We start from the raw sequence: 14,234 nt of genomic DNA on the forward strand, positions 1-14,234 counted from the left end.
CTCGATCAGCAGAACGGCGGCGGCGTCGAGCGGCAGCCCGAGGTGGAGCCAGGCCTCGACCAGCTCGTTGACGTTGCGATCCATGATTTCCATCGCCGCCGGCACGATGCCCGCCGCGATCGTGGCCGAGACCGTGTTGCAGGCGGCTTCGATGCCGGTGAAGTCGAACAGCATGGTCTTGACCGCGCGCGGGACCGGAAGCAGCCGCACGCAGATCTCGGTGACGATGCCGAGTGTGCCCTCGCTGCCGACGATGAGGGACGCCAGATCGAAATCGGGCGCGTCGGGCGCCTCGCCGCCGAGCGTCACCACGTTGCCGTCGGCCAGCACCACCACCACGCCCAGCACGTGGTTGAACGTCACGCCGTACTTGAGGCAATGCGGCCCGCCGGCGTTGGTGGCGACGTTGCCGCCAATCGTGCTCACCTGCTGCGAGGCGGGATCGGGCGCGTAGTAGAGCCCGTGCTCGGCGGCGCGCTGCGATAGCCATAGATTGACGAGTCCAGGCTGAACCCAGGCGAGCATGCGGTCGGGATCGAGCTTGAGCACGCGATCCATGCGGTTGACCGACAGCAGCAGGCCACCCTCGAGCGCGGTGGCGCCTCCGGCAAGACCGGTTCCAGCGCCGCGCGGCGTGACCGGCACGCGCTTGCGATTCGCCCAGCGCACCAGCGCCGAGACCTCGTCGGTGGAGCGGGGCAGCACTACGACCTCGGGCGCGTGCCGCTCGATGGTGAGCGCGTCGGCTTCGTAGGTGAAGCGCGCCGCCTCGCTGTCGAGCACGCCGCCCTCACCGAGCAGCGCGCGAAGCTCCTCCAGATCCGGGGACAAGAGCCGGCTCATGCGCGCAGGTTAGCACTGCCGGTGGCGTTGGAGCCTCTGCGCATCAAGAGGGGCGGATGGGCTAGACTGGAATCCCCCAAGCAGAGTCTGGGCATGTCGAGGGTCAGTCAGATGTATGCGAAGAAAATCAGGACGATCAAGACCCCAGCGGTTGCCAGCAAGCTCAATCGAGCGGGATTGGATGCAATCATCAAAGTGCTTCGCGACGAACGCGAGGGTCAGACGGTTTCGCGCGAGCAGGCTGAACGAATCATCCGAAACTCCCCGATCCAAACCGTCTATCGCCACAAGAAGTCCGGGAGCGGCTCAGACTCCGTCGCCACCTATTGGAAGGTGAGGGTCCGCAGGGCCAAGCGCGTGAAGTCCGAGGGGCGCCCTCCCGGCAAGAAGAAGTAGCGTCCCGACCCCCAACTTGCGGGAGGCCGCGATGCCTGCACTTCGCTCGTCGAGCGTGTTCATTAATGTTCCGTTCGACGAGGAAGCTCGACAGAAACCGACTTCCGCGCTTCAACATGCCCCTCGAGCTGGGGCTGTTCCTCGGAGCCAAGTGGTTCGGCGCAAAGGAGCAAAAGAAGAAGATCTGCTTGATCCTCGATGAAGAACGCTACCGATTTCAGAAGTTCTGTTCCGACATCGCGGGACAGGACATCCGATCCCACTCGAGCGATCCCGTGGAACTCATCATCCGAGTGCGCGATTGGCTGAGCATCGCGCCGGGCCGGCAGCGGGTCCTCATGCCGGGCGGCGAGGCAATCGCGGCCAGATTCGCCAGCTTTCTGCGAGAACTGCCGAGTATCTGCCGTGATCAGCAGTTGAATCACACACGGCTTGCCTACTCGGACTACCTGTTCATCATTTCGCGCTGGCAGGAGAACAATCCACTCATGCCGGTGTCGGATCGGCGAAGGCTCAGGTCCCCGCGATCTCGGCGACGGCGCGTAGCGCGGCGTCGACCTCGGCCTCGTTATTGACCAGGCTGGGTGAGAGCCGCACGTAGTCCTTCGCATAGGGCGCCGTGCTGGCGATGATGCGCTTGTCGAGCAGTCGCCTTACGACGTCGGCGTTCGACGCGCCGGCGACCTCGAAGCAGACCAGCCCGGCCGACATCGCCGGATCGCGCGGGGTGCGCAGCTTCACCTGTCGCATGGCGGCGAGCCCGTCCTTGAGGCGAGTGTTGAGGTCGCGAATTCGTCCCGACGCGCGGGGGCGCCCGATCGCCTCGTGCAACTTGAACGCCGCGCTCATTGCCCACTGGTGCTCGTAGGCGTGGAAGCCGCCCGGAGTCACGTCGTAGGCGGTGACCGGGCGCGGGTTCGTGTCGCCCCTCATCCAGGCGTTGAACGCTTCGAGGCTCGCGAAGGTCGGGATCGTGGGTCGCAACCGCGCCCAACGGTCCGTTTGGCCCCAGAGGATCCCGGTGCCGCGCGGCCCCAGCATCCACTTGTGGGTGCCGGCCGAGAAGAAGTCGCAGCCGAGCGAGCCGACCGATTCGTCGACCGCGCCGAGCCCGTGCGCTCCGTCCACCATCAGCAGAATTCGGTTTTCGTCGGTGCGGCCCCGGTTGGCCTCGTCCACCACGTCGGCCAGCGCGCGGATCGGCAGGCAGACCCCGGTGCTCGAGTGCACCCAGGTGAGGCCGACGACGCGCGTGTTCGGTCGGATGGCCGCGCGCAAGTTGCGAGTGACCTCCTCGCGGGTCGCGTTGCCGGGATCGGCGTAGAGCACCACCTTCCGCATCGCTGCGCCGGCGCGCTCGGTCGCGAACCGGATTGATTCGTGATGCGAGTAGTGATCCTGGTCGGTGGTGAGAATCTCGTCGCCTCTAGAGAGCCGGAGCCCGGCGTAGAACAGCGCCAGCCCGGTGGTGGTGTTGCCCGTCAAGGCGATCTCGTCGCGATTCGCGCCGAGGTAGGGAGCAAGGTCGTCACGGATCCTGAGCTGGAGGTTGTCGGTCTCGCTCTGGAACATCCGCGTGTCGACGGCCAGGAACGGTTCTGAATCGATGACGCGCCGGTAGCTGTCGATCGCGTCGCGCACCGGCTTCGGGTGCGAGGCGATGAAGAAGTTCGAGAAATGGAGCTGATTGGGGGAGAGTTGGAACTGGGCGCGCACGTTGGCCCAGGTCGACAGATCGGGCATCGGCGCGCGGTCCTTCTCGAGCGCGGCGAGCAGGCGGCCCGGTGCGAACGCCGTGGCGGCCGCCGCGACGGCAGCGGTGGCGCCGGCCGCGAGGAAACCACGTCGAGAGATGTTCGAAGAGGGCTCGGGAGAGATCATGGGGCGGCTCCAGATCGTGGGTTCGATGGAGGGCGGTCGACTTGCGGCCGAGGCTAGCACAGCCAAACTCGAGGCCGCGTTTGTTCTACGCCCGTTGGGCAAGAATGGTGACCGCGTTACACTTTTCCGCGTGAAATCCACCTGGTTGGGGTGTGTACCGCGGCCGTTCGTGGTGCTGGCCATGGCCTGGCTGGTCGCGCTTGGCGCCGCACGGCTCGCCGCCGCTCAGGACTCGGGCGCGCCGCGCCGGCTTCCCGACGAGCCGACGCTGCCGGCCGACGGCATCCACGTCACGCCCTACCTTTCGTATCACGACGCGCGTCTTCTGGAGCGCGCCCGCGTCCACGCCATTCCGATGACCGCCAATCAGGCGTCGTACGACGTTCGTTACTACGATTTGAACCTGCAGCCCAATCCCTCGACCCAGATCCTGACCGGGGCGGTCCGGGTGCTGGCCTCGGTGACCGCGGGACCGCTGACCACGTTGGAGCTCGACCTCGCGAGCGGGCCGCTCACGGTGGACGCCGTAACCTGCGCGGGATCGCCCGCCACGTTCACCCATGCATCCGATCTGCTCACCATCAACCTCGACCGCCCGTACGCGACCGGCGAGACGATGGACGTGACCGTGAGCTATCACGGCCAGCCGCAGGCCACCGGCTTTGGCTCGTTCGGCTTCAGTACCCACGGCGGGAAGTCTCTGATCTGGACGCTGAGCGAGCCGTTCGGCGCGCACAGCTGGTGGCCGTGCAAAGACCAGCCCGACGACAAGGCCGACTCCGTGGACGTCCGGGTGACGGTGCCGACTGGAATGATCACCGCGGGCAACGGCACGCGCGTCGAGTACACCGACAATGGCACCACCTCGTTCACGCACTGGCGTGAGCGCTACCCGATCGCGAGCTACCTGGTCTCGATGACCTGCTTCGCCTACTCGACCTACTCCGACTGGTATCGATACACGCCCACCGATTCGATGGAGATCAAGTTCTTCTATTACCCCGAAAACGTGGCGGCCCACTCCACGGTGAGCGCCAAGGTCAAGGGGATGATCGCGGCCTACGCGGCTCGCTTCGGCCAGTACCCGTTCCTCAACGAGAAATACGGCCACGCCGAATTCCCGTTCGGTGGCGGCATGGAACACCAGACTTGCACGAGCCTCGGCGCTTTTGGCGAGTACGTCGTGGCACACGAGCTCGGACACCAGTGGTTCGGCGACCTCGTCACCTGCGAGGACTTCCATCACATCTGGCTCAACGAGGGATTTGCGACCTACCTGGAATCGGTGTGGGCCGAAGTGAACGGCGGCTCGAGCCTCTATCGCACGCACTTGAACCCGAATCGCTACTACGGCTCGGGCACGATCTACTGCCCCGATCTCTCGGACGTCAATCGCATCTTCGACACCAATCTCACCTACGACAAGCCGTCGTGGGTGCTGCACATGCTGCGCCACGTCCTCGGGGACAGCACGTTCTTCACCGCGATGCACGCCTATCGCGACAAGTTCGCGTACTCCACGGCGACGACCGAGGGCTTCGAGGGCGTGATGGAGTCGTTCTACGGCGGCAGCCTCGGCAAGTTCTTCCAGGAGTGGATCTACGGCGAGTACTACCCGATCTATCGCTGGAACTATTCCGCTGCGCCGTCTGGCGGCGGCTACGACGTGACCGTGAATCTCGCGCAGACCCAGTCCTGGCAGATCTTCTGGATGCCGGTGGACGTGACGATCCAGGCGGGCGGGGGTTCCACCACGTTCGTGGCGATGGACTCGCTGCCGGCGCAGCCGTTCACCTTCCATGTCGCGAGCGCGCCGACCAGCGTGCTGATCGATCCGAATGAATGGATCTTGCGCCAGTTCGACAACACCACCGATGTGGGAGTCCGCGCGCCGATCACGTCGCTCGAGCTGGCGCGGCCCTGGCCCAATCCCTGCCGCGACGGCGCGCATCTCGAATTCGCGCTGCCGCGCGCCGGCGTGCTGCACGCGTTCGTGGTCGACGCAGCCGGCCGCCGAGTGGTGAAGCTCGCCGACGGCCCGTTCGTCGCCGGGCGGCACGGGCTGGACTGGGACGGGCGCGATGGTGACGGCGTCCCGGTGCAGGATGGGATCTACTGGGCCACGGTCGAGCAGGGCGGGGCCAGGGTGGCGCGAAAGATGGTGGTGCTGCGGTAGGGGCTGGCGGTCTCGAGCGCGGCTAGCCTTCGACGCCCGCGCGCCTTCTCAGCGCCTCGAAGCGCGGATCCGCGCGCAGCGGATCGAGCCGCGGATGCACCTGGAGCCACACCAGCGCGGTGTCGCGCTCGAACACCGCCTGCTCGAGCCACTCGAAGGCCTGCTCGAACTCGCCCAGCGCCACGTGGATCACGGCGAGTGCGTGGGGAGACACGAAGCGCTGCCTCCGGCACGATGCGAGGCTCTCGAGCATGCGACGCGCGTCTTCCACCCGTCCGGCGGCCGCGTAGGCGTAGCCCAATCCCGGCATCCGCTCGGGCTCGACGCCGTTCAAGCGCGCGGCGGCGTGGAACGACGCGATCGCCTCGTCGTGCCGGCCGAGCTGCGAGCACACGCGGCCGAGATCGGTGTGGACCTGCACGAAGGTGGGATCGACGTCGAGCGCGCGGTGCAGCACCGACAGCGCCTCGTCGTAGCGGCGGGCGAAGTACAGCACGTCGGCGTGCGTCACCGCCATGACGGTGGACAGCGGATCGAGCTCGTTGGCGAGCCTTGCTTCCGCCTCGGCTTCGGCGAAGCGGCCGCGCATCACCAGGTACTCGGCGAACCACTGATGCCCGGTGGCGTAGCTCGGCTGCAGCTCGATGGCGCGCCGGAATTCGCGCTCGGCCGAGACCCAGTCCCATTCGTGGAACGAATACTGGAACGCCAGCGAAGTGTGCGCTTCGGCCAGATTCGAGTCGAGATCGAGCGCCCGGCGCGCGGCGGCGCGCGCTCGCGGCCCGGTGGCGTTGGGCGCCAGCGCATGCATGTCGCCGAGGATGTTGTAAGCGTCGGCGAGCCCGGTCCAGGCGAGCGCGTAAGTGGGATCGACCTCGAGCGCGCGCTCGAACAGCTCGATGCTGCGACGCAGCGAGTCGGCGTTCCTCCGGTTCCACTGGAAGCGCCCGCGCAGGTAGGAGTCGTAGGCGGCGGGATTCACGGCGCGCGCCTGCGACAGCCGCTCGGACTCCTGCGGCGTCAGCCGCACGCGAATCTCCTCGGCGATCGCGCGTGCGACTTCGCCCTGCAATGCCAGCACGTCGTCGAGATCGTGCTCGTAGCTGCGCGCCCACAGATGGCGGTCGGTGGCGGCCTCGATCAGCTGGGCGCTGATGCGCACCCGATCGCCGGCCCGCGCCACCGTGCCTTCGACGATCGCGTCCACGCGCAGCGCGCGCGCCACCTCCTGCAGCGTGGCGTGAGTGCCCTTGTAGCGCATCACCGAGGTGCGCGAGATCACACGCAGCGCGCCGATCTGCGCCAGATTGCCGATCAGAGCCTCGGTCATGCCGTCGGCGAAGAACTCCTCGGCCGCGTCGCCCGAGAGATTCTCGAGCGGCAGCACCGCCAGCGAGGCGATCTCGGCCGGCGCCGCGACCGCTTCGGTGCCGCCGAGCCGCTCGAGATCATCGCGGAGTGATTGCGCCGAGGAATAGCGGCGCTCGGGGCGCTTCTCGATCGCCTTGAGGATCACGCCTTCGAGCGCGGGCGAGATCTCGGGTCGAACCTGGCGCGGCGGCGTGGGCGGCGCGTTCACCACCGAATACATGAGCGCCGCGCTGGTGGGCGCATCGTAAGGCCTTCGCCCGGTGGTCATCTCGAACAGCAACACGCCGAGCGCGTGGACGTCGGTACGCGCATCGAGGGGCTCGCCGGTGAACTGCTCGGGCGCCATGTAGGGCAGGGTGCCGGCCAGCGAGGCGCTGTCGCGACTCGCCACCGAGCCGCGGCCGCGCTGCAGGAGCTGCGCGAGACCGAAGTCGAGGATCTTGATCTGCCCGCGCGGCGTGACGTGGACGTTCTCGGGCTTCAGGTCGCAGTGGACGACGCCCAGCTCGTGCGCGGCCTGCAACGCCTCGGCGATCTGCTTGGCGCAATCCACCGCTTCGGCTTCGGCGAGCGGGCCACGGCCCAGCCGTTGCTTCAGAGTCTCGCCCGGCACCAGCTCCATCACCAGGAAATCGGTGTCGCGCTCCGAGTCGAAGTCGAAGACCGTGGCGATACCGGGGTGCGTGGGTCGAGAGGCGGCCAGCGCCTCGCGTCGAAAGCGACGGCGCGCCGCTTCGTCGACGAGCGCTCCGGGCGGCAGCACTTTCAGGGCCACGTCGCGCTCGAGTCGCTGGTCGCGAGCGCGATAGACCACGCCCATCCCGCCCGCGCCGACCCGCTCGAGAATGCGGTAGTGAGAGAAGAGCTGGCCGATCATTTCCATCGTCGAATAGCGCCCGGCCAACACGGGGCGCTCACCCCGGAACCGGCGCGCCGAGCTCGGAACGGAGCGCCGCGATCACGTCGCCCGCCTGCCGGTAGCCGGTCTCGAGCAGGAAGGTGTTGATGCGGCCGTAGGACTTGTTGCCGAGGATGAAGAAGCCGGGCTCGGGATTGGAGAGCGTCTCGACGCCAATCGGCGGCACGTCGTGGCAATCCGCGGACGATCCCCCGGCCGAGAGCAGCACGGCCGCCAGCTTTGCGGGTCCGCGAGTGAGGTGAGACTCCCCGACCTGCAGCTCGCGGTAGATCGCGTTGTCGGGCCCGAAGCCGGTGTTGACGATCACCTGATCGCCTTCTTCGGCGAGATTGCGATCCGCCCCACGGAGCACCAGGCGATAGCGGTGGGTGGCGGAATTGAATTCGATGCCTTCCACGCACACGCCGCCCACGTGGCCGACACGCGCGTCCGAGCCGCGCAGCAGAGCGCGCGCCTGCTCCATCAGCACGCGGTGCTCGGGCAGCGGATCGCCGGCGTCGATCGCGTAGAGCGCTTCCAGCGGCCGGCGCGTGATCCAGGCGACGCTGCCGCCTTCGACTTCGTTGGCCAGCTTCGCGAGATCGCGCACCACGGTAGCGGCGCTCAGTCCGCCGCCGATCACCAGCGCGCGCTTCCCGGCGTAGCGCTCGCGGCGAAGGCCGAGCACGTCATCGACGTGATACGAGAGCTGCGGCGCCAGGTACAGCTCGCCGCGCGCCGGAATGCCGCCATCGCCGGCCCAGTTGGGCTGGCCGTAGATCCCCGAGGCGTCCACCAGCGAGTGCGCATGCAGAAAGTTCTCTCGGCCACCGGCGTCCCGTACCAGCAGGCGGAAATCGAGCTGTCGCCGCGCCGCCCGATCGGCGGGCTCGCCCTTCTTGCCGCCGCGACGACCCATGTGCACCACCTGCGAGTGCGCGTGGACGCGATCGCGGATCTCGAGAAGCTGCGAGGCGGGCTGAAGTGCCCGCTCCGCCAGCTCGAGTCCGGTCGGGCAGACGTCGGGATCCGGCGCCTGCCAGCCGGAACGTTTCAGGTGCTCGAGGGTGCGCGGCCCCAGGTTCATCCGCCACGGTGTGAACATGCGCACGTGGCCCCACGCAATGAGGTGCTCGGCCACCTCGCCGCGCTCGAACACGTGGACGTCGAACCCGGCGTCGAGCGCCGCAAAGGCGGTCTCGAGGCCGATCGGGCCCGCGCCAACGATCGCCAGGGAATGGGGCGGTGCAGGGGTCATCAGGCGCTCCGTTCGATGCGGGAAACCCGGCAGCGGCGTGCCGGAGAGTCGGCCGGGGAGGGCATGGATCGCGGTCGAATCCGCGGATTTAGCCATGCTCGCGGGCGGGTGGCAAGGCACTCCGGATGGTTCGACACCATCGAACTCCTGAGCCACGGAAAGAGGCGGGAACTGGGAAGAAACCCGAAAAAAAGTCCTTTTCCGGCGGGCAATCGGTTGATATCTTTCTCCCGTCCTTCGCCATTCAGCGGAGCGAAGGAAGGCCGGCCGGGAGATGGCGCCCGACCGGCCTTAATATTTGGGTCGCGGCGAAGATTATTGATGGGCGGCGCCCGATCGGGCAGGGGACGTTCCCGCGAGCTAATCCGCATCGCAGAGGTGCCGCGGCCGTAGTTCCCCGAGAACCCTCGGAAGTTGAGTCGCTCCAGGCAGGCGGGTCGCTCAGAGCCCTCGGGCGCGGCGAGGATCGCTCCCGCCAACTCGCGCCGCTCGGCGTGGCGCCTCCCCGCGACCCGGGAGTATGGTGCGCTGACTCCTCTCGTTTGAGCAACACGACCTCGCGGCCGCCTCACCGGAGGTGTGCATGAGCCCGGCAATCGAACAGGCTTGGGCCGGCTGGCTGAGGCCCGTGGTGCTGGTGGCCGGCGCGATCGCGCTGACCACGGCGCTGCATGGCGTCGGCGTCCTGCTCTGGAGGCACGCCGCGAAGCGCAAGGGAAGCGTCCTCGCCGACGCTATCTTTCGCCGCGCCCGCCGCCCGTCGCGGGCGATCCTAATTCTGGCCGGCCTGATGCTCGTGATGTTGCGGATCGGGCTCCCGGCGAAGGCCCTGGACGCCTTCGAACACATCGCGAGCCTCGTCCTGATTGCGTCGGTGGCATGGCTCGTCATCGCCCTCATGAACGTGATCGACGACGTGACCGCGGCCAGATTCCCCACGGATCAGCGGGACAACCTCCACGCGAGAAAGATCCGCACGCACGTCCAGGTGATGAAGAGGCTCGGCGCCACCGTCGTGATCATGCTCGCGGTGGCGATCATGCTCATGACGTTTTCGGAGATCCGCCAGATCGGGACCAGCTTGCTCGCCTCGGCGGGCCTCGCCGGACTGGTCGTTGGCATCGCCGCTCGCTCCTCGATCACGAACCTCATTGCGGGGCTCCAGATGGCCTTCACCGAGCCCATCCGACTCGATGACGTCGTGATCGTGGAGGGCGAATGGGGGCGGATCGAGGAGATCACGCCCACCTACGTGGTGGTCTGCATCTGGGATCTGAGACGATTGATCGTGCCACTGTCGTACTTCATCGAGAAACCCTTCGAGAACTGGACCCGCGTCACGGCCGATCTGCTCGGCACGGTTGTCGTCTATGCGGACTACTCGATCCCGGTCCAGGCCGTCCGCGAAGAGCTGCACCGCATCCTCCAGGGCACGAAGCTGTGGGACGGCAAGGCCTGGGGCCTGCAGGTGACGAATGCCGACCAGCGCACGCTCGAGCTGCGGGGTCTCATGAGTGCTCCCGATTCGTCGACCGCCTGGGACCTTCGTTGCCTGGTGCGCGAGAAGCTGGTCGCGTTCATGCAGGAGCGGTATCCGGAAGCGTTGCCGCGCGCCCGTGTAGAGCTGAAGCGTAACCAAGGCTAGCGGGATGCGGCGCGAGGCCCGGCAGCGATGCTGACGACTCACGATGCCGAGACCACCCAAATCCCCCGGGTGGTGATCGCGAGCGACTGCATTCGGACGTGGATGCGCGCCTTGTACGAGTGGAGGAAGGCGACGGGCTGCCTCAGGTCGGCTGGTACTCGCGCAGGGCATGGAGCACCCCCGTACCCACCGCGAGCCGCACCTCGTCTTCGGTGATCTCCTTGATCCAGGAGGTGGGAACCAGCTTGTGCTCCTTCAGGACTAAGCCCTTGGTGATCACGAAGTGAGTGATGCGCTTGCTTGCCCGGTCGACGATCACCTCGTGGACGTGGCCGACGTGTCGGCCGTCGGAGGCGATCACCCGTGCCCCTTCGCGCATCGGCACCGTGTGCTTGGGGATGTTGCGTTCGACGACCGGAAACTCGTGGGGTGGCACGAGCGCGGCCCCGAAACCGTCGGTCAGCGGGGTGACGGGATACCAGTACATCGCGGGCAACGTGCCGCTCACGTTCGGGCCTTCGGTGTCCGCGGGCACGTACCGCTCGACCTCGAACGCTGGAAGCGCTTTCAACTCGTCCGCCGTCCGCCGCAGGCGCACGAGCTCCCGGGACGATTCGGCCACGAGGTCGGTATCGAACACCAGCTCGGCGCCGAGGAGTCCGGAGCGCATCACCACGTGAGTGACTCTCTTCGTCGCCGGATCGACCACCACCCGGGAGATGGTTCCCAGCTCCCTACCGTCCGATGAATGCACCTTGGCGTCCTGTTGGAATTCCATGACGAAATCCTTTCGAGCCTGGAGCCGCGAATCGCGGCGTTCGGCTCGGCGAGAGATGAGCGCGGGGATCCACCGGCGCCCTCTGTTCGATCAGTATTCCCGGATCAGTTTTTGACTTCGGACGGTCCCGCGATGCTCGGCGCGCACGAAGTATACGCCCGGGCCCACGCGCCGGCCGTCCGAGGCCAAACCGTTCCAGGTGACGGTGTGAAGACCCGGCCCAAGATTCGCGTCGAGCATCGTGGCGACGGCCCGCCCGGCGAGGTCCACGACGCGGATGCGCACCCAACCACCTTCGCGCATCGAGAAGACCACGCCGGTTCTGTCGCTCGAGGGGTTCGGCTCGACGTGCTCGAGTTCGAACGCGGATCCGATCGCGGCCGACCCGACGTCCGTCGAGGCCGGATCGACGCGGAGGAGATAGTCTTCGGTCTCGCCGTCCACGAACTGGCCGCCCCCGCTCCATTGCGCCGGCACCGTTTGCGACGAAATCGTGACCCGGATCCATACGTAGCCGCTCGCGCCGAGCGGGAACGCCGGCGGGCCGAGCCCCGAGATCGGTCCGGAATGGCCCGATGGAATCGGGAAGTTGACGACCGGCTGCTCGGTCACGACGTCCCCGTTGGGACAGGTGGCGGTCTGCGTGTCCCACATCCCGTTGTGGTTCCAGTCGGCCAGGATCTGCAGATAGACCGGCACCAGAAGCGTGTTCACGGCGATGATGTTGAAGCCCGGTCCCCAGACTACGTGATCGCAGGAATTGCCGAGCGTGGATTGGGTCGGAGGACCACACAGCACGTAGTTTCCAGTGGTGTTGATGGTGTAGGCGGCCGGCACCGTCAGCCCGGCGTCTCCGGTCGACGGATCGCACTCGTCCTCGTCGTACATCAGGAATCCGCAGTCGTTGTGGTTCCCATCCGACTCGTAGTCCACGCCCGAGCCGAGATAGACGGTCCCTCCTTGCGCGTGGAAGACGAAGTTCGGAGTTCCGACGCAGGTTGGGAAGCTTCCGATGACGCCGTCGGGCGGATAGGCCAGCACGCCGCTCGGGGCGTCACCGAACTCGCCGAAGCAGTCCTCGATCGTCGGGTCGCAGATGGGATTGCCAACCGGGCGGACGGCCGGTGCGGTCGCCAGCACGAGCGCGCCGGCCAATGCGAGGAGCGGCGTCGACACCATTCCCTCCCAGGCAGCCATTCCGGGGCGTCATGACTCGACTGCCACGAATTATCCCGCCGAAGCCGCGACGATCCAAGGGGAATCGAGAGCGCCTTGCGGGGGGCGGAGGGCCATCGCGGGGCGGCCCGATCCCGCCCCCGTCTTCGCTTCGGATCCTGGAGTTTCTCCGGGCGTCTTCCATTGCGCCGCGCGACATCGCGCGCGACAGCGCTCGTCCGCTATTCGAACTCGGCGACGATCGGTGCATGATCCGAGGCCTTGCCTGGCCCGTCGAGCCCGTGCACGGTGTGGCCGCGGCCGCCCTTCCAGCCGCGCGCCGCGAACCAGTCGAGTCGCAGCGCGCCGCGCCGCTCCGCCCAGTCGAGCAGCGGGCGAATCAAGGGCCCAAGCGCCTGCGTCACGATGCGCGCCTCGTCGATGCGATCGAAGCGCACTTGCAGCGTCGGCTCGAAATCCACGAACGTCTCCCACGTGAATCCCGCCTCGCGCAGGCGGTCGAACAGCGGCTCGTGGAACGGACCGCGATCGGGATGCCGCAGGCGATGCCGCAGCATCGGCCCGGGCCAGAACAGCAGCGCGCCGGCGCCGGTCAGCGGCGAGTGCCACAGGCCGCGATCGAAGGTGTGCGTGTTCCAGTCGCCGGCGAAGATGATCGGGCGCCGCTCGTCACGCAGCGCGTCGAGCGCCGCGCGCATCTGATGTTCTCGCTCGAGCCGCGTGCGATGCACCTCGAGATGCGCCGAGACCGCGACGAACGGAGCACCCGGCCGCTCGATCTCGGCGATCAGTGCGACGTGGCGCCCGACCATGCGCTCGAGCTCGAACTGCATCCGCTCGGGGCTCGGGAAATCGACCACGCGCACTTTGCCGATCGGCCACCGCGAGAGGATCGCGAGCCCGAACAACGACTCCTGATTCTCGCGCCCCGCGGCGGCGATCGGATCGTCGTCGCGGCCGGACGTGGTCTCGAGAAACAGCGGCGCCCACACCGCGTAGCGATTCAGGGTCTTCGCGAGATCGCCGGTCACGTCGCGGTTTGCCGCGCGCGCCATGCCCAGATCGATTTCGTTGAAGAACAGCAGATCGGTGTCGCGAAGATCGGGCTGCTGGGTGAGCGCGCGCTCGAGCGGCTCGTACCAGTTGCCGTGCTCGATGTTCCATTGCACGGCGCGCACCGGCGAGCCCGTCGGCCTGGAGGAAGGCGGCGTGTCGGGCACGTAGCGAAACAACCGCTCGAACAGCGCGCGGAAGCGACGCTCGAGATCCGGCCATTCGCGTGAAGCGCGCAATTCGGCGAGCGTGGGGTAGTGCGCGATGGCCTTCTGCAGGGCGCGGCACTCGTCGAGCAGGGCGGGATCGCGAGACATGAGCGCGGGACGATATCAGCCGGCGCGCGGCGCCGGGTTCAGTCGTTGTCAGGGCTGAGGAAGGCGGGGCGCATCACTGGCTGTCGGCGGCGCGGGGCCCGCGGGCTCGACCGGAACGGCGGATGAGGCCGGCGGCCGGCCGCGCGTCATCAGGAACACCGCCGCGATCCAGCACGGCACCAGATCGAGTCCCGGGATCAGCTCGGCGACGAAGCTTGGCAGCAGTGCCCAGTGCCAGCCGAGCAATCGCCACAGGACGATGGCCACTACAAGGTCGAGCCCGCTGTTGATCGGCGAGAGCGCGCCCAATCCGAAGATCGGGAACAGCACCCACTGCAGCGCGTCGGCGCCGATCGCCACGATCCACGCGGCGAGCCGGTGCTGGCGGCGCGGTGCCCTGGCCGCGCTCGAGGCAGGCGGGGTGGCCGGCGCGAGCGACATG

The 14,234-nt window shown here is 67.5% G+C and carries 12 protein-coding genes; 3 read left to right on the forward strand and 9 right to left on the reverse strand.

Annotated features, from left to right (window positions below; all coding sequences use genetic code 11):
• Window positions 1-831 (reverse strand): FAD-binding protein (locus VMJ70_04135; protein ID HTO90297.1); only part of this gene is annotated, 831 nt, incomplete at its 3' end.
• Between the two features lie 123 nt (window positions 832-954).
• Here VMJ70_04135 and VMJ70_04140 point away from each other — a divergent pair.
• Window positions 955-1,239, forward strand: coding sequence for a hypothetical protein (locus VMJ70_04140; GenBank protein HTO90298.1), 285 nt, complete (start codon window positions 955-957; stop codon window positions 1,237-1,239).
• Window positions 1,240-1,301: 62 nt separating this feature from the next.
• Here VMJ70_04140 and VMJ70_04145 read toward each other — a convergent pair whose 3' ends face one another.
• Both VMJ70_04145 and VMJ70_04150 read right to left on the reverse strand, forming a co-directional pair.
• Window positions 1,302-1,664, reverse strand: coding sequence for a hypothetical protein (locus VMJ70_04145; protein HTO90299.1), 363 nt, complete (start codon window positions 1,662-1,664; stop codon window positions 1,302-1,304).
• Between the two features lie 88 nt (window positions 1,665-1,752).
• Entirely contained in the window at window positions 1,753-3,120 is a 1,368-nt protein-coding gene (locus VMJ70_04150; GenBank protein HTO90300.1) for an aminotransferase class V-fold PLP-dependent enzyme, read from the reverse strand.
• A 130-nt stretch (window positions 3,121-3,250) separates the two neighbouring features.
• Here VMJ70_04150 and VMJ70_04155 point away from each other — a divergent pair, with 130 nt between their 5' ends.
• On the forward strand, window positions 3,251-5,296 hold the full coding sequence (locus tag VMJ70_04155) for a M1 family aminopeptidase (protein HTO90301.1): 2,046 nt from the start codon (window positions 3,251-3,253) through the stop codon (window positions 5,294-5,296).
• A 22-nt stretch (window positions 5,297-5,318) separates the two neighbouring features.
• On the opposite strand, the gene VMJ70_04160 is transcribed toward VMJ70_04155, so the two are convergent.
• Both VMJ70_04160 and VMJ70_04165 read right to left on the reverse strand, forming a co-directional pair.
• Entirely contained in the window at window positions 5,319-7,574 is a 2,256-nt protein-coding gene (locus VMJ70_04160) for a protein kinase (protein ID HTO90302.1), read from the reverse strand.
• Between the two features lie 7 nt (window positions 7,575-7,581).
• Window positions 7,582-8,823 (reverse strand): hypothetical protein, encoded by a 1,242-nt coding sequence (locus VMJ70_04165; protein HTO90303.1) that lies wholly within the window; start codon window positions 8,821-8,823, stop codon window positions 7,582-7,584.
• Between the two features lie 628 nt (window positions 8,824-9,451).
• Here VMJ70_04165 and VMJ70_04170 point away from each other — a divergent pair.
• On the forward strand, window positions 9,452-10,468 hold the full coding sequence (locus VMJ70_04170) for a mechanosensitive ion channel domain-containing protein (protein HTO90304.1): 1,017 nt from the start codon (window positions 9,452-9,454) through the stop codon (window positions 10,466-10,468).
• A 142-nt stretch (window positions 10,469-10,610) separates the two neighbouring features.
• Here VMJ70_04170 and VMJ70_04175 read toward each other — a convergent pair whose 3' ends face one another.
• The 4 genes from VMJ70_04175 to VMJ70_04190 form a co-directional block, all read right to left on the reverse strand.
• Window positions 10,611-11,246 carry a PRC-barrel domain-containing protein gene (locus tag VMJ70_04175; GenBank protein HTO90305.1) on the reverse strand — a complete coding sequence of 212 codons (636 nt, stop codon included), beginning with the start codon at window positions 11,244-11,246 and terminating at the stop codon, window positions 10,611-10,613.
• A gap of 90 nt (window positions 11,247-11,336) precedes the next feature.
• Window positions 11,337-12,422, reverse strand: a complete 1,086-nt coding sequence (locus VMJ70_04180; GenBank protein HTO90306.1) for a GEVED domain-containing protein — start codon at window positions 12,420-12,422, stop codon at window positions 11,337-11,339.
• A 221-nt stretch (window positions 12,423-12,643) separates the two neighbouring features.
• A complete protein-coding gene (locus tag VMJ70_04185) occupies window positions 12,644-13,792 on the reverse strand; it encodes an endonuclease/exonuclease/phosphatase family protein (GenBank protein HTO90307.1) in 1,149 nt (382 codons plus the stop codon).
• A gap of 48 nt (window positions 13,793-13,840) precedes the next feature.
• Window positions 13,841-14,234, reverse strand: a 394-nt coding sequence (locus VMJ70_04190) for a hypothetical protein (protein ID HTO90308.1), incomplete at its 5' end; no start/stop codon positions are given.

The organism is Candidatus Sulfotelmatobacter sp. (genome assembly GCA_035498555.1).
In the GTDB taxonomy this organism is placed as follows: Bacteria; Eisenbacteria; RBG-16-71-46; order RBG-16-71-46; family RBG-16-71-46; genus DATKAB01.